This is a genomic window from Nocardia sp. NPDC051929, assembly GCF_044548645.1.
Taxonomy (GTDB): Bacteria; Actinomycetota; Actinomycetes; order Mycobacteriales; family Mycobacteriaceae; genus Nocardia; species Nocardia sichangensis.
Genome location: NZ_JBIUCG010000003.1, coordinates 351283 through 370402 on the forward strand (window position 1 = coordinate 351283; position 19120 = coordinate 370402).

Consider the following 19120-nt stretch of genomic DNA (forward strand, 5'->3'; position numbering starts at 1 on the left):
TTTCGCCCGACGCGGACTCACTCGGGAGTGAGCGTCTGCGTCGGTGAATGCAGCTTCTCCAGCGTCTTGCCCTTGCCTAGATACATGTGCACGCCACACGGCAGGCACGGATCGAAGCTGCGCACGGTGCGCATGACGTCGATGCCCTTGAAGTGCTCGCGGTCGTTCTCCTCGAAGATCGGCTGGCCCTGCACCGCGTCCTCGTAGGGACCCGGCGTGCCGAAGCTGTCGCGCGGGCTGGCGTTCCACGGCGTCGGCGGGTACGGGTGGTAGTTCGCGATCTTGCCGTCCCGGATCACCATGTGATGCGACAGCACGCCGCGCACCGCCTCGGTGAAGCCGCAGCCGATGCTTTCTTCCGGCACCTCGAACTTCTCCCAGGTCTTGGTGTGGCCGGCCCGGATCTCCGCCATCGCCTTCTCCGCGAAGTGCAGCGCGCAGGCCGCAGCGTACGCCTGGAAATAGGTGCGCGCGCGGTTGCGCTCGAGGGTGTTGCTGCCGTGCACCGGCACCTTCCACTCCAGCGTGACCGGCCCCTTGAGCGCGGTCTTGGGCAGATTGATCTGCACGCTGTGCCCGGTGGCCTTCACGTAGCCGATGTCGATGAGGTTGGCCAGCGCCGTCGACCACAGCCGGGCCAGCGGGCCGCCGCCGGTGTCCAGGGGGAGGTGATCGGTGCCGTCGAACCACCGCGGCGACATGACCCAGCTGTACTTCTCGTCCAGGTCGCGTTTCTGCGGCCGGGGGTTGGTGTGCTGGTTCCAGGGATGGCGGCGGTCCACGGGGTTGCCCAGCGGATCGGTCTTGACGAACATCTCCTGATCGGTCCAGTCCTCGTAGTACGAACTGCCCAGCAGGATCCGCAGTCCCAAGTTGATGTCGACCAGGGAGGTGGTCAGCAGTTTGCCGTCGACCACGACGCCGGGGGTCACGTACATCTTGCGGCCCCAGTCCGCCATGTCCTTGTACTCGAAATTGCAGAACTCCGGGTCCTGGAACGAGCCCCAGCAACCCAACAGCGTGCGCCGCAGGCCGACCTTCTCGTAGCCCGGCAGCGCCTCGTAGAAGAAGTCGAACAGATCGTCGTGCATCGGCACGACCTTCTTCATGAACTCCACGTAGCGCATCAGCCGGGACATGTAGTCGGTCATCAACTGGATCGTCGCGACCGTGCCGGGTCCACCGGGATACAGCGTGGACGGATGGACGTGCCTGCCTTCCATCAGGCAGAACATCTCGCGCGTGATCCGGCTGACCTGCAACGCCTCCCGGTAGAACTCACCGGTGAACGGGTTGAGCGCCCGCATGATGTCGGCGATGGTGCGATACCCGTGGTCGCCCGCGTGCGGCGCCTCGGTGTTCTCGGCCCTGGCCAGCACGCCCGGATTGGTCTCGGAGACCATCTTCTCGCAGTAGTCGACGCCGACCAGGTTCTCCTGGAAGATGTTGTGGTCGAACATGTACTCGGCGGCCTCGCCCAGGTTGACGATCCATTCGCCGAGGTGCGGCGGGCGCACGCCGTAGGCCATGTTCTGGCAGTAGCACGAACAGGTGGCGTGGTTGTCGCCGCAGATGCCGCAGATGCGGCTGGTGATGAAGTGCGCGTCGCGCGGGTCCTTGCCCTTCATGAAGATCGAGTAGCCGCGGAAGATGGACGAGGTGCTGTGACACTCGACCACTTCCCGATTCTCGAAGTCGATTTTGGTGTAGATGCCGAGGCTGCCGACGATGCGAGTGATCGGGTCCCACGCCATCTCGACGAGGCGGTCCGGCTCGATCGTTTTGGGCGACGGCTCCGGAATGATCTGGGTCATCAGAGAACCTCCTACCAGGTGCGGGTCGCGCCGGTTTCCAGCTTCCGGCCGCGGTGCCGCCAGTGCGGCTCCTTGTCGACCGTGCGTCCGGTGATGTGACGGAGGCTGCGGATCACCGATCCGTAGAGCCCCGATGCGCTGGACGAGAGCTTTCCGCCCGGTGGTTCGTCCATGAACGGCATGAACTTGTCCGGGAATCCCGGCATGGTGCAGCCGATGCAGATGCCGCCGACGTTCGGGCAGCCGCCCAAGCCGTTCATCCAGCCACGCTTGGGCACGTTGCACTTGACCACGGGCCCCCAGCAGCCGAGCTTCACAATGCATTTCGGCGAGCCGTACTCGGTGGCGAACTCACCCTGCTCGTAGTAACCCGCACGGTCGCAACCCTCGTGCACCGTCGCCCCGAACAGCCACTTGGGCCGCAACGCGTCGTCGAGCGGAATCATGGGCGCCTGGCCGGTCGCCATGTAGAGCAGATAGGTCAGCGTCTCCGACAAGTTGTCCGGCTGGATCGGGCAGCCCGGCACACAGACGATCGGAATACCCGCTTTGCTCTTCCAGTCCCAGCCGAGATAGTCCGGCACGCCCATCGCGCCGGTGGGGTTGCCCGCCATGGCGTGGATGCCACCGTAGGTCGCGCAGGTGCCCGCCGCCACGATGGCCGTGGCCTTCGGCGCGAGACGGTCGAGCCATTCACTGGTCGTCATGGGCTGGCCGGTGGCGGGATTGTTGCCGAACCCGCACCAGTAGCCCTCCTCTTTGATCTGCTCGTTCGGAATCGAGCCCTCGACCACCAGCACGAACGGTTCGAGTTCCCCGCGGTCGGCTTTGAAGAACCACTCCAGGAAGTCGTCCGCACCGCCGTTGGGGCCGCACTCGTAGTCGATCAGCGGCCAATGCACGGCGATCTTCGGCAGACCGGGAAGCGCGCCGAGTGCGATCTCTTCGACGCTCGGCTGCGTGGCCGCCGTCAGGGCGACCGAATCACCGTCACAACTGAGTCCCGCGTTGATCCACAGAACGTGGATCAGCGTCTCTTCGGCTCGTACTGCTTCCTGAGTGGGCATTTCTCGCCACCTTCCGCAGCGGACCACGGGGGCCGAATCTCGCCTTTCTCGAAGAAGGGGTCACCCGCAGATGTGATCCTGATCACTTCACTTTAAGCGCGCCCGGCGGCTTCCTCAAGAGCCGCCGGACCGGCCGCGCGACGCTGCTCGGCCAGCCAGTCGTACCAGGTAGACAGGCCTGTTCCGCTGCTCACGGACAGCGGCAGGACCTCGACGCCGGGGTGTATCGAATGGATGTATTCCCGGCATCGGTCCAAATCGAAATCGACATACGGCAGCAGGTCGGTCTTGTTCACCAGGACCAGCCCCGCCGCCTGGAACATGTGCGGATACTTCAGCGGTTTGTCGGTCCCCTCGGTCACCGAGATGACGACCACCTTCTCCCGCTCCCCCAGATCGAACAGCGCCGGGCAGACCAGGTTGCCGACGTTCTCGACGAACAGCAGGGTGCCCGGCGCCGGGTCGAGCGTCTCCAGCGCGCGATACATCATCTCCGCGTCGAGGTGACATCCCGCGCCGGTGTTGACCTGCACCACACGGCACCCCGTCGCCTTGATCCGGTCGGCATCGAGCAATGTCGCCTGATCCCCTTCGATCACCGCGATCGGGGCCTGGCCGGACTCACGGATGGTGCGCTCCAGCAGCGTGGTCTTACCCGCGCCCGGCGAACTCGTCATATTGAGCGCGAGGATGCCGCGCTCGGCCAGCCAGTCCCGGTTGCGCTGCGCCAGTTCGTCGTTCTTGGCGAGGACCTTCAGCTCCAAGGTGACCGTCTCGGTGGCGGGCACGTGGACGTGGTCGGCGCCGGGGCCGTGCTCGTGTGGATGGTGGTCCTCGTGCGTGTGCTCATGGTCCGCATGGGCGTGATCGTGCCCGTCGGCGCGCTGGTGATCGTGCGGGACGCGAATCAGCGCGGCGGCGTCGTCGCCGCACCCGCAGGTTGCGCACATGCCTCACTCACCTCCATGGATCGGATACGCAGCTCGCGCCCGGAGCGGATCTCGACATCGGCGCTGCCGCAGGGACACAGCAGGATCGGGTCCGGCAGCCGGAACTCGGCGCCACAGGTACGGCATGCCGCCACCCCCGGGATCTCCACCAGGACCAGGTCCGCGCCCTCGGCGACCGTCGCCTCGGCCGCGACTTCGAAACAGAACCGCATGGCATCGGGCACCACAGCGCACAGCGCGCCGACCTCGACGGTGACGGAATGGACCCGCCGGCCCGCCGCGTGCTCACAGACGGCGTCGATGACGCCGCGCGTGATGGCCATCTCGTGCATCCGGACCTCGATTCCTCGAGTGGACAACTTGAGGCTACTCCCGGGCAAACCTCCCGCGGGGCAAATCTTCGATGCTCGGCGAACGCGTCTCCGGGGCGTCACGCGTTACGTCGGCCACGGACCACGGATACCGGCGAAGCCACGGCCGGAATCCCCCTCCGGATCCCTGCCGCCCGGCAGCAAACACCTCGTGCTTACCCCCGCACCGACCCGTCACACCTGCGTCCGCCGACGCGGTCAGTCGGGGTCGACCACGGCGCGGACCTGGCCGCTGTCGGCATCTATCGTCACGTCGTGCTCCACGCCCGCGGGAGTGGTGAGCTCCACCTCCCACACCGCGACCCCCTGGTCCGTGTCGAGCTGAATGGACGTGACCCGTCCGCCCGGCACGGCCGCCAGGGCCTTGTCGATGGCCTGCTGCCTGCCGATACCGGTATCGGCCGCCAGCGACCGGTCCGCCGCGACCGAGCGGAACGCGACGGTGTGATCGTCCGGACCGCCGGTGGCCACCGCGGACAGGACCGCGCTCAGACCGACGACGGCGGCCGCGACGGCCGTGCCGACGAGCAGCCAGCGAAGGCCGGCGTAAGCACGGCGGAATACGGTTGTCATGGGAAACCTCCTGCGCGAGTGATGATCTCGAATGCGTTCACTGTGGCGAACCGAGCTGAAGGCGAGCTGAAGTCACCTGAAGACGGTTTCAGGATCCGTCTGCCACTCTTGGGGGATGCGTCTGCTGATCGTCGAAGACGAGAAACGTCTGGCTCGCACGCTGGCAAAAGGGTTGTCTGCCGAGGGATTCGCCGTGGATGTGGTGCACGACGGCGCCGAGGGCCTGCATCTGGCGACGACAACCGACTACGACTTGATCATCCTCGACATCATGCTGCCCGGCATGAACGGCTACCGCGTCTGCGCCGCGCTGCGCGCCGGTGGCCACGAGACGCCCGTGCTCATGCTCACCGCGAAAGACGGCGAATACGACGAGGCCGAGGGCCTGGACACCGGCGCGGACGACTACCTCAGCAAGCCGTTCTCCTACCTGGTGCTGCTGGCCCGCATCCGTGCGCTGTTGCGCCGCCGGACCCGCGGCGGCGCCCGTGTGCTGCGCGTCGGTGATCTGACCGTGGACCCGGGCACCCGGACCTGCCGTCGCGGCACGCAGGACGTGACGCTGACCGCCAAGGAGTTCGCCGTGCTCGAGCACCTGGCCGTCCGCGCCGGGGAGGTGGTCTCGAAAGCCGATATCCTGGACCATGTCTGGGATTTCGCCTATGACGGCGACCCGAACATCGTCGAGGTCTACATCAGCACGTTGCGCCGCAAGATCGACGCGCCGTTCGGGCGCCGATCGATCACCACCGTTCGCGGCGCGGGCTACCGGCTGACGGCCGATCGTGCCTGAGCGAGCCGCGCGGGCCTGGTGGCGCTCGGTCCGCGTGCGCACCACGGTCGCGGCGACGGTCGTGGTCGCGGTGGCGCTGACCGCGGCCGGGCTCGTGGTGCTGGCCGTGCTGCGGCACAACCTGGTGCACAGCGCCGAAATGCGGGCGGAGTCCACCGCGCAGGACGTGGCGACGCAGCTCGCGACGGGCACGGATCTCGCCCGGCTGCGGCTTCCCGATGCCGAAAGCGAACCGGTGCAGGTCGTTTCGCTCGACCGCCGCGTGCTCGCGGCCGACGACGACCTCGCGGGCAAACCGCCCATGGCCGAGTTCGGCCCGTACGCCGAGACTTCCGATGACGATGACGATGACGAGGAGGACGACGAAGAGAACGAGGACGAGAAGCCGGACCGCGAAAGCCTTTCGCAACCCACGGACCCCACGGCGGCCGACGCCGAATTCGGCGACGTGCGGCTGACGGTGGACGACGAGGACGGGCCGCATCCGTTCCGGGTCGCCGCCCTCGCGGTGACCATCCGGGGCGGACAGCCCGCCACCGTCTACGCGGGCTCCTCGCTGGCGACCGCCGACAGCGCGGTGGCGGACGCACGGCAAGCGATGCTGATCGGCCTGCCCCCGCTGCTCGCCGTGGTCGCCCTGGTGACCTGGCTGGTCACCCGGCGCGCCCTGCGCCCGGTGGAGGCGATTCGCAGGCAGCTCGCCGAGATCATGGACGGCGATCTCTCCCGCCGCGTGCCGGAGCCGGGATCTCGCGACGAGATCGGCAGACTGGCGAGCACCACCAACGCCACGCTCGCCGCGCTGGAGGAGTCCACGGAGCGCCAGCGGCGGTTCATCGCCGACGCCGCACACGAGTTGCGCAGCCCAATCGCGAGCCTGCGCACCCAGCTCGAGGTGGCCCAGGCACACCCCGAACTGCTGGAAGTGGACGGACTGATCGGCGACACCATCCGGCTGGAACATCTCGCGGCCGACCTCTTGCTCCTGGCCCGGCTCGACGCGGGTGAGCAACCGCGCTCGGATCGGGTGGACCTGACCGTGCTGGTCCGGGAGGAGTTGGAGCACCGCGTCCGGGACCGGGTGGCCGTGCGGATCGCGACACCGAAGGAGCCCGTCGCGGTCACCGGAAGCCGTACCCAGCTCGCCCGCGTCCTGGGCAACCTGGTCGACAACGCGCAGCGGCATGCCGCGAACACCGTTGACGTCGCCGTGGACCACGCCGCCGACGAGCGGGTGGTGCTGTCGGTCACCGACGACGGACCGGGTGTGCCGCCCGCCGACCGCGACCGGATCTTCCAGCGATTCGTCCGCCTGGACGACGCGCGCAGCCGCGACGAGGGCGGCGCGGGCCTCGGCCTGGCCATCGTCCGCGACGTCGTGGAACGCCACGGCGGCACCATTCACGTCACCGACGGCGCGCCCGGTGCCCGTTTCGTGGTCACGCTGCCCGCAGCCGGTACGTAGCCGGGCGCTACGGGTTCGACGCCGTGCCACGACTGGTGATGATCGGAATCGAGGTCCGCACCACACGTCCGATCGAGCACGTCGCGGTCGATTCCGTTCGACTCCCGGCAGGGGACCCACGCCCATCGATCGTTGCGCGCCGCTACTCGGCCGCCGTGTCCGTCTTCTCCGGTGCGATCCCGTGGTTCGACGTGGGCAGGTCATGGACCTACGACACCGCCACGGTGCCCACGACGAATCCGCCGCTCGCAGCCCTGGACAGCCCCGTCGGCGGCGAGGCCCTGCCCTTGTCCGCGTCAGCCGAGCTCGCACGCGAACCGGGCGGCGATAACGCGATTCGGCACCGCACCGTCGTTCAACTGGCGAGCGCGCTACGCAGACTCTCGATGACGACCCGACGCGCGGCACGCCCTTCCGGGGTCGGGGTCAGCGGATAGACATGAGGCAGGCCGGGAGCCTCGTGGTAGTCCACCACGACCCCGGCGCCGCGCGCCGCCTCGACCAGCAGGAGGGTGTCCGGCCACAAAATGTCATCGGTGCCGCAGAAGACCGTCAGCGGGCCGAGTCCGCGCGGGTCGGCGGCCAGTGGGCTGACGCGCGGGTCGGCGAGCTCGAGATCGCCGCGCCAGTGTTCGATGAACACCCGCGATCCCGCGACGCCCAGCCACGGGTCCCGTGGCTGCACGACCTCGATTTCCGGATTGGTCAGCGACAGATCGAGCGCGGGGGCGATGAGCACGGTGCCGGGCAGCCGCACGTCGTGCTCGTCCCGCAGGGCCACCGCGGCCGACAGTGCGATCTGCCCTCCGGCGGAATCCCCTGCCACGCATACATTTCCGTAGGTCTCCCGGTTGGCGAGCGCCAGCTCCACGAAGCCCGCGACGACCTGACCTGCCGTCCCGAACGGAATCAGCGGGTAGATCGGGACCGTCACCGCCGCACCGGCTTCCGCGGTGACCGCCGCGCACAGCGCCCAGTGCTGCGGCGCGATCTCGTGCACCCAGCCGCCGCCGTGTGCGTACACAACGTTCCCTCGTGGCGTGCGCCCGCGCGGAGTGAGGGTGTAGACCGGCCAGCCGCCGCGACGCTCCACCGTGATCGTCACATCCGCGCGCAGCCGGCGCGGCGGACCGTAGTTGCGCGGGCGCACGCTCCGATCGAGAACCCGCTTGCGCGCGGACTCGGCATCGATGAACACGCGATTGGCCCGCGTCGCCTTCAGGTACCCGCGCACCACCTGGTTGGCCAGACTCGGCATCGCATCTCCTCCACTCCGGCGACCGGCGACCGGCGAGTTCGCCATCACCTCGGAAGGCGATTGTGCCGCACCCGGGCCGGCGGCAGCCGTCGGCCCGAGCCGGAATTCGCGCCGTCAGGACAGCTTCAGGCTGCGTCCGATGATCTCTTTCATGATCTCGGTGGTGCCGCCGTAGATGGTCTGGATGCGGGCGTCCATGTAGGCCTTGGCGATCGGGTATTCCTTCATGTAGCCGTATCCGCCGTGCAGTTGCAGGCAGCGGTTGATCAGGTCGAGCTGCTCCTCGGTGCTCCACCACTTGGCCATCGCCGCGTCCTCCGCGGTCAGCTTGCCCTCGTTGAGCAGCTCGATGAACTTGTCGACCATCAGCCGCACCGCGGTGGTCTTGGTGGCCAGTTCGGCGAGCACGAAGCGCGTGTTCTGCAGCGCGCCGATCGGCTTGCCGAACGCCTTGCGGTCGCGGACGTATTGCACGGTCATGTCCAGGCAGGACTCCATCGCGGCCGCCGCCATGACGGCGATCGACAGACGTTCCTGCGGCAGGTTCTGCATGAGGTGGATGAAGCCCATCCCCTCGGTGCCGAGCAGGTTCTTGCCGGGCACGCGCACGTCGGTGAAGCTCAGCTCGGCGGTGTCCTGGGCCTTGAGGCCGAGCTTGTCCAGGTTGCGGCCGCGCTCGAAGCCGGGCATGCCGCGCTCGACCACGAACAGGCTGAAGCCCATGGCCCCCTTCTCGGGGTCGGTCTGCGCCACCACGATCACGATGTCGGAGTTGATGCCGTTGGTGATGAAGGTCTTGGCGCCGTTGAGGATCCAGTCGTCGCCGTCCCGCACCGCGCGAGTCTTGATGCCCTGCAGGTCCGAACCGGTACCCGGTTCGGTCATCGCGATCGCGGTGATGATCTCGCCCGCGCAGAAGCCGGGCAACCAGCGCTGCTTCTGCTCCTCGTTGGCCAGCTCGAGCAGATAAGGCGCGATCACATCGTTGTGCAGCGAGAAGCCGAGGCCGGAGTACTGGCCGCGCACCGACTCCTCCGAGACGATGGCGTTGTAGCGGAAGTCCTTCACCCCGCCGCCGCCGTACTGCTCCGGCATGGCCATGCCGAGGAAGCCCTGCTTGCCCGCCTCGAGCCAGACCGCCCGGTCGACGATGCCCTGCTCCTCCCACTTCGCGTGATTCGGCGCGACGTGCTGATCGAGAAACTTGCGGAACGACTCCCGGAACAGTTCGTGCTCGGGTTCGAACAGTGTGCGTTCCACGCCAACCTCCTAGTGACCACACCGGCCGGTCCACACCGACCAGTCGTTGCCCCATACCGTACCCGGGGCGAGAATCCCTGTTCACTTCTGGGGCCGGAACCATGGTCTCACCAGGAGCGGCGGATCGGGTCGAGATCAGCGGACGAGATTCCCGGCAAACGATCGAAGGCATGGGACGGTTGATCGCCACCCTGGGCGGGACGCCGCAGAACGAGGCCGGCCTGCCACTGACCGGCACGCGCTTCAGTTGTCGATCAAGACGACGGACTGCGCGACCACGGACACCGACTGAGCAGACTCAGGCGAAATGCCGACAGGCGCAGACACCGCTCGCCGATGACAACGACCGCCGCGGTCGCCACCCGGCGCGCGAGGTCGGATCCGTCGACGGCCCGATGGTGTCGGCGCGGATGACCGGAGTGACTGCGAGCCGTTCGGCCAGGCGAGCCCCAGCCATCCCAGTGGTGCGCGAGGTGTCCGGCCTCGGACATGACAGTCGGCCGGACCCTCCGCCGGTCCAACCCAGCTCGCGGCGCGCTCGAGAACCGGCCGTCACTCGACCTGTTCCGACGACTCGGCCCGCCGACCGCCGCCGCCGCGCAAGCTCCAGGTCGCGATGGCGGTGCGTCCGGCCGGGAAACTCCGCGGCTGAAGTGCCGATCGGGCGTGGGAACGGTCGAGCCGTAAGCTCTGCGACGAATCGCCCTACGTGACGTGCCGCGCTCGCAGCACCGACGCCGACGCCGAACAGCCGGACGATGAACAGTCGACCGTCGCGCGGATCGCCGCAGCCCTCAGCGCGTCAGCCAACCGCGCAAGCGGCCCACCAAGGTGCGCCCTTCGTCGCGCGCCCGTTCGGCGAAGAGGAAGTTCATCTCCTCCTCCAGCGCTTTGCGCACTACGTCACGGAATTCCGTGGCGGCGGCGTGCATGTCGCCCGCGTTGCGCCACGGCGCCGGGTCGATGGGCGCACCGGCGGAGAAGTAGAAGCGCTCCGGACGCGGGATGACGGTGGGACCGACGCCGCGGATGAGCGGCGGGGTGAGGTCGCGGCTGAGCCCGAGCGCTTCCACGGTCCAGCGCAGGGGGCGCAGGATCGGATGGTCGCCGTCGACCAGGATGTCGTAGGCGTCGTCGACGCCGATCATCGCGACCGGGACGATGGGCGCGCCCGCCTCGATCGCCATGCGGGCGAAACCGCTGCGCCCCTCCCACTTCAGCAGGTACTTCTCGTTCTTGCGGCGGACCGCCTCCCGGCCACCGCCAGGGAACACCATCACGGCCTCGCCGCGCCGGAGCAGGGCCAGGCAGTTGGACCGAGTGCCGCGCACCGCGCCGTAGTGGTGCAGCAGGTGCCGGACACCGGGAACGTTGATCAGCACGTTCTCGGCGAGACCGCGGATCAAGCGGCCGCGGCGGCGCAGCACCTCGGGCAGCAGCATGGGGGCGTCGATGCCGCCCAGCAGGTTGTGGTTACCGACCAGCAGCACCGGGCCGTCGGCCGGGATGTTCTCCAAGCCGTAGAAGCGCGGGCTGGTCCACGCGCGCAGCGGCGCGAGCAGGGTGTCGATCACCCGCAGATCGGTGTCGGTCAGCGAAACCGACAGCGGCGCACCGTCGCTGAGCGCCGGATCGGCGCTGTTCGCGGCGCCGGAGCGCCGGGTGCGGGAATCGGAGCGGGCGTCCGACATGAACCCTCCTGGTGTCGATTCGATGACGATAGCGCAACGAAATCGACTGCGTCGCACCGGATGTGCGCGTCGCATCGCGACACGCCCGATCCGGTCGATCGACCAGCTCGTTCGCCGTCCCGGCAAGCCTGTCGCGAACTCGCACTTCAGCGGCGGTCCACGAGCACGGATACGCCGCGAACCAGCGCGCGGAAAGACAGCGTCACATCTCAGGAAGTGAGATGCTCGACCTAATCCTGCGTACCGGCCGTGCCCGCGTGCGCGTACTCCGACAAGGCGGCGGCGAGAGCATGCGGGACGCGCGCGTGGACGCGGGTTCCGCCCTCTTCGTGATCCGAACCGAGGATGCGGCCATCGGCGTGGATGCGGGCGAGCAGGTCACCGCGCGTGTACGGCAGCAGCACGCTGATCTCCACGTCCAAGTCCCCGAGCAGCTCGGCGAGCCGCTCGCGCAGCCCATCGATCCCGCGGCCGCTGCGCGCCGACACGAACGACGCGTCGGGCAGCAGCGCACGCAGGTTGGTGAGCTCGGTCGGCCCCATCGCGTCGGTCTTGTTCACCACCAGCAGTTCGGGCGGGGCGGGTGTACCGGATTCCTTGATCACGTCCGTGATCACCTCGCGGACCGCCTTGATCTGCTCGGCGGGCAGCGCGTCGGAGCCGTCCACCACGTGCACCAGCAGGTCGGCGCCGGTCACCTCCTCCAAGGTGGAGCGGAAGGCCTCGACCAGCTGGGTCGGCAGGTGCCGCACGAAGCCGACGGTGTCGGTGAAGACGACCTCGCGCCCGTCGTCCAGTTCGGCCCGGCGGGTGGTCGGATCGAGGGTGGCGAACAGGGCGTCCTGGACCAGCACGCCGGAGCCGGTGAGCTTGTTCATCAGGCTCGACTTGCCCGCGTTGGTGTAGCCGACGATCGCGACGGACGGGATGCCACTGGACGTGCGGCGCGACCGCATGGTGTCGCGCGCGGTCTTCATCTCGCGGATCTCCCGGCGCAGTTTGGCCATCCGCTCACGGATGCGACGACGATCGGTCTCGATCTTGGTCTCACCGGGGCCGCGCAGACCCACGCCGCCGTTGCTACCGGCGCGGCCACCGGCCTGCCGGGACATCGACTCACCCCAGCCGCGCAGCCGGGGCAGCATGTACTCCATCTGGGCCAGCGAGACCTGCGCCTTGCCCTCCCGGGAAGTGGCGTGCTGAGCGAAGATGTCCAAAATCAACGCGGTCCGGTCGACCACCTTGACCTTGACCACCTTCTCCAGGGCGGTCAGCTGAGCGGGGGTCAGCTCGCCGTCACAGATGACGGTGTCCGCGCCGGTCTCCAGCACCACGGAGCGCAGCTCGTCGGCCTTGCCGGAGCCGATGTAGGTGGCCGGATCCGGCCGGTCGCGGCGCTGGATCAACGCTTCCAGCACCTCGGAGCCCGCGGTCTCGGCGAGCGCGGCGAGTTCGGCCATGCTGGCCTCGGCCTGCGTGGCGGTCCCCGTGGTCCAGACCCCGACCAGCACGACGCGCTCCAGGCGCAGCTGCCGGTACTCGACCTCGGTGATGTCGGTGAGCTCGGTGGACAGGCCCGCAACACGGCGGAGCGAACTGCGGTCCTCCAACTGCAGTTCACCGGTTGTCGGATCGGCCGACCAACCCGATCGCCGCATCCGTGCCCGGTGCTCGGCGACGACGTCGCCGGTCACCGCGTCTTCGCCGGACACCGCGTCGTCGGCCGCATCGGCGGCGCGATCGTTCGCCTCCGCCGGAGTGAATTCATACGTCTCTGACTTCCTCATACACCATCCATGCTGCCACGACATCACCGCAGCACGCACCCGGTTATCGGGGCGATGCCGCTACCGACCGTCCCACCAGGCCCCGGCGAGGCGACCCGAGGCCAGCAAAACCGACGGCCCGCGCAGCCATGCCGAGCCGCGCTCGAGCCCGACGGTCAGTTCGCCGCCGGGCACCCGGACCGTCACCCGACCGGAGTCGGCGCCGATCCGGAAGCCGTCGGCGGCCAGCGCCGCGGCGGCCGCGGCGACGGTTCCCGTTCCGCAGGAACGGGTTTCGCCCACACCGCGCTCGTAGACCCGCATGTCGACCGACCTCTCGGCGTCCAGCGCCGTGACGATCTCGACGTTCACCCCGTGTGGGAACAGGTCCGGATCGAAGCCGGGCGGCACGGTCAGGTCGAGCTTGCCGAGCGCGTCCACGGACATGCCCGGATCGACGCAGGCCAAATGCGGATTGCCGACATCGATGCCGATCCCGGGCAGCGCCCAGCCCGCGATGGTCGCGGTGGACGGGCCGAGTTCGCGCACCCGGCCCATGCCGACGGTGACGTCCCCGGTGACCGAGTTCCCGGCATGCACGGTGACCGGACGCGCCCCGGCGCGGCTGCCGACCACGAAGCTGTCGCGGGTTTCCAATCCCGCCGCGTGCAGGTAATGCGCGAATACGCGCACGCCGTTGCCGCACATCTCCGCGATCGAGCCGTCGGCGTTGCGGTAATCCATGAACCAGTCGTCGGCGCCCACGTCCTCCGGAAGCTCCGCCAGCACACCGGCGGCCTGCAACGCACCGGCCCGCGCGACCCGCAACACGCCGTCCGCGCCGAGCCCGCGCCTGCGATCACACAGCGCGCCGACCTGCTCGGCCGTCAGCGCGAGGCCGGCCTGCGGGTCGGGCAGCACCACGAAATCGTTCTGGGTGCCGTGACCCTTGGTGAACTCGATATCCGGCACGTGCGATGTCTCCCTGTCTCGTCGTCATTTGGCAAACGTCCGGCGCTGCCGGGAAATTTCGTAGAGCGCCACCGCGGCCGCCGAGGGCGCCCCCAGCGAGCTGGCCGTCCCACCCATCGGGATGTGCACCATGTCGTCGCAGGCCGCCTCCCACGCGGCGCTCATACCGCTGGTCTCGTTGCCGATGACGAGGATGGTCGCGTCGGTGAAGTCGTAGTCGTAGGCGGCGTGGCTGCCGTGCTCGTCGGTGCCCACGATGCGGGTCGGGATGCCGCGGCGGATCTGCCGGTTGCGGAACTCCAGCACCTGCGCGGGCCCGGCGGCGCGGATCACCGGCACGGCGAACAGCGAACCGGTCGAGGCGCGCACCGCCTGCGGGTCGTACTGGTCGGCGCCGTGTCCGGTGACGATGACGCCGCTGGCGCCGAACGCGTCGGCCGAGCGGATCAGCGTGCCCAGGTTGCCCGGCGAGTTGGGCCGGTCGAACACCACGACCACCGGCGCGTCCTCCCCTGGCTCACCCGGCTCGAAGGCCTCCAGTTCGGGCTGCCGCGACTCCGCGACCGCCACCAGTTCCGGTATCCCGGCGGCCTTTTCGCCGAGTTCGGCCATCAGCTCGGGCACCAGGCCGACCTGTGGCACACCGCTGGTGTCCAGCACTTCGCGCGCCCAGCTGGACAGCTCGGGGCCGCCGAGCCGGTACAGCAGCGTCTCCAGCGGCCAGTCGTTGGCCATGGCCTGCGTGATCGGACGCACGCCCTGCACCAGGAAACGGCCGTCGCGATGACGCTTGGTGCGGTTGTTGAGGTAGGCCTGCCACACCTGGACGGAGGCGTTGCGCGTGCTCACACGTCGGGTCACTGCGGAGTCCGTTCTTTCTCGTCGAGCAGGGCCAGCGCCGTCGCGGCCGGATCAGGGGCGGCGCCGTCCACCCACCGCACCCGGGGATCGCGCCGGAACCAGGAGCGTTGCCTGCGCACGTAGCGCCGCGTGCCGATCAGGGTGCGTTCCTGAGCATGGTTCAGGTCGTATTCGTTGTCCAAATAGGCCAGGACTTGTGCGTAGCCGATGGCCCGCCGGGCCGTGACGCCCTCGCGCAAGCCGCACTCGATCAGGCCGCGTACCTCCTCGACCAGCCCGCCTTCGAACATCGCGGCGGTGCGCCGCTCGATGCGCGCGTCCAAGGCCGCGGTCTCCCGGTCGACGCCGATGACGATCGTGCCCCAGCGCGGCCGCCCGATGGTCGGCGCCGACGCGGCGAACGGCTGTCCGGTGAGTTCCACGACCTCGAGCGCACGCACCATACGGCGCCCGTCGGTGGGCAGGATGGTGGCAGCGGCCACCGGATCGGCCGCGCGCAGCGCCGCGTGTACGGCCGCGACGCCCCGCTCGGCGAGCACCGACTCCCAGCGCGCCCGCACGGCCGGATCGGTGGCCGGGAACTCCCATTGGTCCAACAGCGCCTGGACGTACATCATCGAGCCGCCCACGATGACGGGCACCCGGCCGCGCCCCATGATCGCGACGACGTCCGCGCTCGCCGCCGCCTGATACGCGGCCACGGACGCGGTGTCGGTCACGTCGAGCACGTCGAGCTGGTGGTGCGGGATGCCCCGGCGCTGCGCGACGGGCAGCTTCGCGGTGCCGATGTCCATGCCGCGGTACAGCTGCATGGCGTCGATGTTCACGATCTCGCCGCCGAGTTGTTCGGCCAGGTCGAGGGCCAGATCGGATTTGCCGGTGGCGGTGGGGCCGACGACCGCGATCGGAGTGATGCCGGAATCCGTCACGGCGCGTCGTCTCCCGCGGGCCGCCAGAGGCTCACGTGGTAGCCGACTCCGAACGGGGCGTCCCGGTAGCGCGTCTCGACCAGCGGATCGGCGCGGAACAGCCCGGCCAGCACCTGATAGGCCGGGCGGCCCGTCACGCCCAGTTCGGCACACAGTCCGGAGTCGAGTGCCCGCAACGCGGCGCGATCACCCGCGCTCAGCGCGTCGTCCAGCCGGTCCTGCACCGGACGGGCCCGTTCATCGAGGTAGCCGGGCGCCTTGACCGACAGCGTCGCCGCGCCGTCGGCGACGACCAGCACACCGCGCGGCTCGCCGTCGCTGTCCAGCTCGGCACGCAGCTTCGTCCCGGCCTCCCGGCAATGCTCCGCGGGCGCGTCCGCGGCGACGACACTCGCCTCGGCGACCGCGTCGGGGGCGACCTGCCCGCGTAGCCACCCGCCGATCAGTACGGCCAGCGGCAACCCGGCATCGGCCTGCCGCGCTCCGGCGACGGCGGCACTCGAGAGACCGACCCGCACGTCGACGCCGAAGCCGCGGAACGTGCCGACGGTCTCCGGACCGAACGTGCGGTCACCGGCATCGGCGCCGATCACCGTCCAGTGGCCTGTCACGGACGCGAAGGCGCGCACGGTGTCGAGCACGGCCGACCGCAGCACCGCGCGCGGATCCGAATCCCCTGCTCCCGCCGTGTCCGCCGCACCACCGCACAACTCGGGGACCAGCACGGGCGGCGACGGAACGAGGGCGGCGACGGAGAACACGTCGTAACCGTAGTCGTTGCGGGTCCTGCCGGTACCGGCCGGCTTCGAGTGTCTCTGCCGTAAATACCGCCGAGATTGATAGTGTTCGAGGAGCTACAACCCAGGTCATCAGGGGTTGGAATCCGCGGGATTCCTCCGTGGGAAGGCATGGATCGATGGTCACAAGGGCTCGGACCGGGTTGAATGGAATGAGCTAGGGCGTAACCAGGCAGCCGTGACGCGCGGCAGGGACGAGGAAAAATGACCGACAGCAACGGAACCGCGAAAGCCGGACCCGGCAAGATGCCCCGTTCTTCCGGTGCTCCGAAACCGGGCCGCTCGATTCAACCGCCCAAACCGCACGCGGTCAAACCCGCCCCGGGCCCGGCCCAGCAGCATCCCCATCCCGTCGTCGTGCCCACCGTCTCCGATCCGAGCCGGTGGGGCCGGGTCGACGAAGACGGCACCGCGTGGGTGAAGACCGCCGAGGGTGAACGCCAGATCGGCTCGTGGCAGGCCGGTGACGCCGCGGAGGGCTTGGCCCACTTCGGCCGCCGGTTCGACGATCTGGCCACCGAGGTCGCCCTGCTGGAGGCCAGGTTGGCCGCGGGCGCGGACGCACGCAAGACCAAGGCCGCCGCCGTCACGCTGGCCGAGTCGCTGCCGACCGCCGCCGTCATCGGCGACATCGAGGGCTTGGCCCGGCGCCTGCAGGCCATCGCCGAGCACTCCGAAGAGGCCGCCGCGCACGCCAAGGAAGAGAAGGAACGCGCCAGGCACGAGCACACCGAACGCAAGGAGGCGCTGGCCGCCGAGGCGGAGAAGATCGCCGCCGAGTCCACCCAGTGGAAGGCCGCGGGCGATCGGTTGCGCGAGATCCTCGACGAGTGGAAGTCCATCCGGGGCGTGGACCGCAAGGTCGACGACGCGCTGTGGAAGCGCTACTCCAAGGCGCGTGAGGCGTTCAACCGCCGCCGCGGCGCGCACTTCGCCGAGCTGGATCGCGAACGCGCCGCCGCGAAGGCGCGCAAGGAAGAACTGTGCGTGCAGGCCGAGGAACTGTCCGGCTCCACAGAGTGGGTGGCCACCGCGGGCATCTTCCGCGATCTGCTCACCGAGTGGAAAGCCGCCGGTCGCGCGCCGCGCGAGGCCGACGAGGCGCTGTGGCGGCGCTTCAAGAGCGCCCAGGACGTCTTCTTCGCCGCGCGCAACGCCGCGGTCTCCGAGCGCGACGCCGAGTTCGAGCACAACGCGGCCGCCAAAGAGGAACTGCTGAACCACTACGCCTACATCGATCCGTCCGCCGACCTGGAAGCGGCCCGCGGCGCGCTGCGCGAGCTCCAGGACAAGTGGGACGCCATCGGCAAGGTTCCGCGCGAGCGCATGCAGGAACTGGAAGGCAAGCTGCGGGCTATCGAGAAGCGTGTGCGCGACGCCGTCGACGCGCAGTGGCGGCGCACCGACCCCGAGGCGATGGCCCGCGCCGCCCAGTTCCGCGAGCGCGTGGCGCAGTTCGAGGAGCAGGCCGCGAAGGCGCAGGCCGCAGGCAAGGCTCGCGACGCGGAGAAGGCGCTGGAACAGGCCAAACAGTGGCGAGAGTGGGCCGAGGCCGCCGAGGGCGCCGTCAGCAACCGCTGAGATATCGGCCCGATCGAAACGAACAGCGGCCCCTCCCGGCTGGGACGGGCCGCTGTCGTATGGAAAGAGCCGGTCAGGAATCGCCCATGAGCCGACGACGGTCGCGTTCCTCCGCCGCCGCGGCGGCGTTGCGGCGCTGCTCCTCCGCGGCCAAGTGCAGCGCGGTGCGGCTCCACACCACCCGGATCCAGTGGAAGGTGAGCACGACGGTCACGATCGCGCCGAGGATCAGGCCGAGGCCGGGGCCCGCGCCGACGTAGTTGCCGAGCCCGGGCGTCTGGCGGTGCCAGATGGACAGCACGCCGAACACGGCCGCCACGGCACTGCCCGCGACCGCGACCCAAGCCAGCACCCAGCGGCGGGTCATCAGCGCCAGCATCGAGAAGCCGATGCCGAACACCACGACGAACCACACGAAGATCCGCGAGGGCAGCCCGATGTGCTCGGCCCGCGCGACGTCGGTGTTCAGCAGCACGTCGAAGCCGCGCGCCGCGCCGGCGTGCGACAGCACCAGCGAGGCCAGCAGCAGGAACACCGCGCCTGCCACGACCATCGCGCGGACGCCGGGATCGATCTCACCGGCGATCTTGCGCTCGACGGCGTCGAGATCGTCGCGGAACTGTTCGAAATCGGCGGTGCTCTCGACCGAGCTCACGGAATCCTCGTTTCGTTCGTCTGCGTCGGGGCTCGCCGGCTCGCGCCCCCGGTCGGCCGCGGACGCGCCGCGCTGGTCGTCGCCGGACGCGGGGACAGATCCATCGGCGCCACGGGTGGCGTCGTCGTTGTCCTGCGGGCTCGCGGTCATGCGTCGCAGCCGGTCGAGCAGCTCGCGGCCGCGGGTTCCGGGGCGGGTGCGCCGATGCGAGGCAGTCCGAGCCCGACGCCGATCGGCGCGGTCTTCGGGGTGACGCCGCGCTCGTGCGCGTCACCGGCGCGGGTACGGCGGTGGGTCTTGATCGCGGCATCGGCGAC

The 19120-nt window shown here is 69.4% G+C and carries 17 protein-coding genes and 1 pseudogene; 3 read left to right on the forward strand and 15 right to left on the reverse strand.

Features of this window, described 5'->3' with window-relative positions; all coding sequences use genetic code 11:
• Positions 1 to 17: 17 nt before the first annotated feature.
• The 5 genes from ACIHAX_RS05955 to ACIHAX_RS05975 form a co-directional block, all read right to left on the reverse strand.
• Positions 18 to 1814 carry a nickel-dependent hydrogenase large subunit gene (locus ACIHAX_RS05955; protein ID WP_397276026.1) on the reverse strand — a complete coding sequence of 599 codons (1797 nt, stop codon included), beginning with the start codon at positions 1812 to 1814 and terminating at the stop codon, positions 18 to 20.
• A gap of 11 nt (positions 1815 to 1825) precedes the next feature.
• Positions 1826 to 2881, reverse strand: a complete 1056-nt coding sequence (locus ACIHAX_RS05960) for a hydrogenase expression protein HypE (protein WP_355070263.1) — start codon at positions 2879 to 2881, stop codon at positions 1826 to 1828.
• A gap of 92 nt (positions 2882 to 2973) precedes the next feature.
• Entirely contained in the window at positions 2974 to 3831 is an 858-nt protein-coding gene (hypB, locus tag ACIHAX_RS05965; protein WP_364426063.1) for a hydrogenase nickel incorporation protein HypB, read from the reverse strand.
• The gene (locus ACIHAX_RS05970; RefSeq protein WP_355071017.1) at positions 3789 to 4163 is read right to left on the reverse strand and encodes a hydrogenase maturation nickel metallochaperone HypA; all 375 of its coding nucleotides are present in this window, start codon (positions 4161 to 4163) and stop codon (positions 3789 to 3791) included. Before ACIHAX_RS05970 ends, hypB begins: the two co-directional genes overlap by 43 nt.
• A 237-nt stretch (positions 4164 to 4400) precedes the next feature.
• On the reverse strand, positions 4401 to 4775 hold the full coding sequence (locus ACIHAX_RS05975) for a PepSY domain-containing protein (RefSeq protein ID WP_397276029.1): 375 nt from the start codon (positions 4773 to 4775) through the stop codon (positions 4401 to 4403).
• A 115-nt stretch (positions 4776 to 4890) separates the two neighbouring features.
• On the opposite strand from ACIHAX_RS05975, the gene ACIHAX_RS05980 reads away from it, so the two are divergent.
• Positions 4891 to 5568 carry a response regulator transcription factor gene (locus tag ACIHAX_RS05980; protein ID WP_355070257.1) on the forward strand — a complete coding sequence of 226 codons (678 nt, stop codon included), beginning with the start codon at positions 4891 to 4893 and terminating at the stop codon, positions 5566 to 5568.
• Positions 5561 to 7033, forward strand: a complete 1473-nt coding sequence (locus ACIHAX_RS05985; RefSeq protein ID WP_397276031.1) for a sensor histidine kinase — start codon at positions 5561 to 5563, stop codon at positions 7031 to 7033. The genes ACIHAX_RS05980 and ACIHAX_RS05985 overlap by 8 nt, the downstream gene beginning before the upstream one ends.
• 355 nt (positions 7034 to 7388) lie before the next feature.
• Here the strand turns inward: ACIHAX_RS05985 and ACIHAX_RS05990 are convergent, their stop codons facing one another.
• The 8 genes from ACIHAX_RS05990 to ACIHAX_RS06025 form a co-directional block, all read right to left on the reverse strand.
• A complete protein-coding gene (locus ACIHAX_RS05990) occupies positions 7389 to 8291 on the reverse strand; it encodes an alpha/beta hydrolase (RefSeq protein ID WP_364426068.1) in 903 nt (300 codons plus the stop codon).
• A gap of 114 nt (positions 8292 to 8405) precedes the next feature.
• Positions 8406 to 9551 (reverse strand): acyl-CoA dehydrogenase family protein, encoded by a 1146-nt coding sequence (locus ACIHAX_RS05995; protein WP_355070250.1) that lies wholly within the window; start codon positions 9549 to 9551, stop codon positions 8406 to 8408.
• Positions 9552 to 10345: 794 nt separating this feature from the next.
• Complete coding sequence (locus ACIHAX_RS06000; protein WP_379251259.1) at positions 10346 to 11242, reverse strand: lysophospholipid acyltransferase family protein; 897 nt, start codon at positions 11240 to 11242, stop codon at positions 10346 to 10348.
• Between the two features lie 230 nt (positions 11243 to 11472).
• Positions 11473 to 12900 carry a GTPase HflX gene (gene hflX, locus ACIHAX_RS06005; protein ID WP_355071016.1) on the reverse strand — a complete coding sequence of 476 codons (1428 nt, stop codon included), beginning with the start codon at positions 12898 to 12900 and terminating at the stop codon, positions 11473 to 11475.
• A gap of 189 nt (positions 12901 to 13089) precedes the next feature.
• The gene (gene dapF, locus ACIHAX_RS06010; RefSeq protein WP_355071014.1) at positions 13090 to 13971 is read right to left on the reverse strand and encodes a diaminopimelate epimerase; all 882 of its coding nucleotides are present in this window, start codon (positions 13969 to 13971) and stop codon (positions 13090 to 13092) included.
• Positions 13972 to 14004: 33 nt separating this feature from the next.
• Positions 14005 to 14841, reverse strand: a complete 837-nt coding sequence (locus ACIHAX_RS06015) for a TrmH family RNA methyltransferase (protein WP_364426073.1) — start codon at positions 14839 to 14841, stop codon at positions 14005 to 14007.
• Entirely contained in the window at positions 14838 to 15770 is a 933-nt protein-coding gene (miaA, locus tag ACIHAX_RS06020; protein ID WP_397276035.1) for a tRNA (adenosine(37)-N6)-dimethylallyltransferase MiaA, read from the reverse strand. The genes ACIHAX_RS06015 and miaA overlap by 4 nt, the downstream gene beginning before the upstream one ends.
• On the reverse strand, positions 15767 to 16531 hold the full coding sequence (locus tag ACIHAX_RS06025; RefSeq protein ID WP_356961494.1) for a hypothetical protein: 765 nt from the start codon (positions 16529 to 16531) through the stop codon (positions 15767 to 15769). Before ACIHAX_RS06025 ends, miaA begins: the two co-directional genes overlap by 4 nt.
• A gap of 240 nt (positions 16532 to 16771) precedes the next feature.
• Here ACIHAX_RS06025 and ACIHAX_RS06030 point away from each other — a divergent pair, with 240 nt between their 5' ends.
• A complete protein-coding gene (locus tag ACIHAX_RS06030) occupies positions 16772 to 18148 on the forward strand; it encodes a DUF349 domain-containing protein (protein ID WP_356961492.1) in 1377 nt (458 codons plus the stop codon).
• A gap of 73 nt (positions 18149 to 18221) precedes the next feature.
• Here ACIHAX_RS06030 and ACIHAX_RS06035 read toward each other — a convergent pair whose 3' ends face one another.
• Entirely contained in the window at positions 18222 to 18953 is a 732-nt protein-coding gene (locus ACIHAX_RS06035) for a hypothetical protein (RefSeq protein ID WP_397276037.1), read from the reverse strand.
• Positions 18950 to 19120, reverse strand: a pseudogene (locus ACIHAX_RS06040) (tRNA (N6-isopentenyl adenosine(37)-C2)-methylthiotransferase MiaB); the annotation flags it as partial. The gene ACIHAX_RS06035 and the pseudogene ACIHAX_RS06040, both read right to left, overlap by 4 nt.

Bases quoted from the DNA above. Each gene is read 5' to 3' on its own strand.
- ACIHAX_RS05955 (WP_397276026.1), bottom strand. From the start codon at position 1,814: ATGACCCAGATCATTCCGGAGCCGTCGCCCAAAACGATCGAGCCGGAC.
- ACIHAX_RS05960 (WP_355070263.1), bottom strand. From the start codon at position 2,881: ATGCCCACTCAGGAAGCAGTACGAGCCGAAGAGACGCTGATCCACGTT.
- hypB (WP_364426063.1), bottom strand. From the start codon at position 3,831: ATGTGCGCAACCTGCGGGTGCGGCGACGACGCCGCCGCGCTGATTCGC.
- ACIHAX_RS05970 (WP_355071017.1), bottom strand. From the start codon at position 4,163: ATGCACGAGATGGCCATCACGCGCGGCGTCATCGACGCCGTCTGTGAG.
- ACIHAX_RS05975 (WP_397276029.1), bottom strand. From the start codon at position 4,775: ATGACAACCGTATTCCGCCGTGCTTACGCCGGCCTTCGCTGGCTGCTC.
- ACIHAX_RS05980 (WP_355070257.1), top strand. From the start codon at position 4,891: ATGCGTCTGCTGATCGTCGAAGACGAGAAACGTCTGGCTCGCACGCTG.
- ACIHAX_RS05990 (WP_364426068.1), bottom strand. From the start codon at position 8,291: ATGCCGAGTCTGGCCAACCAGGTGGTGCGCGGGTACCTGAAGGCGACG.
- ACIHAX_RS06000 (WP_379251259.1), bottom strand. From the start codon at position 11,242: ATGTCGGACGCCCGCTCCGATTCCCGCACCCGGCGCTCCGGCGCCGCG.
- hflX (WP_355071016.1), bottom strand. From the start codon at position 12,900: ATGCGGCGATCGGGTTGGTCGGCCGATCCGACAACCGGTGAACTGCAG.
- ACIHAX_RS06030 (WP_356961492.1), top strand. From the start codon at position 16,772: ATGACCGACAGCAACGGAACCGCGAAAGCCGGACCCGGCAAGATGCCC.
- ACIHAX_RS06035 (WP_397276037.1), bottom strand. From the start codon at position 18,953: ATGACCGCGAGCCCGCAGGACAACGACGACGCCACCCGTGGCGCCGAT.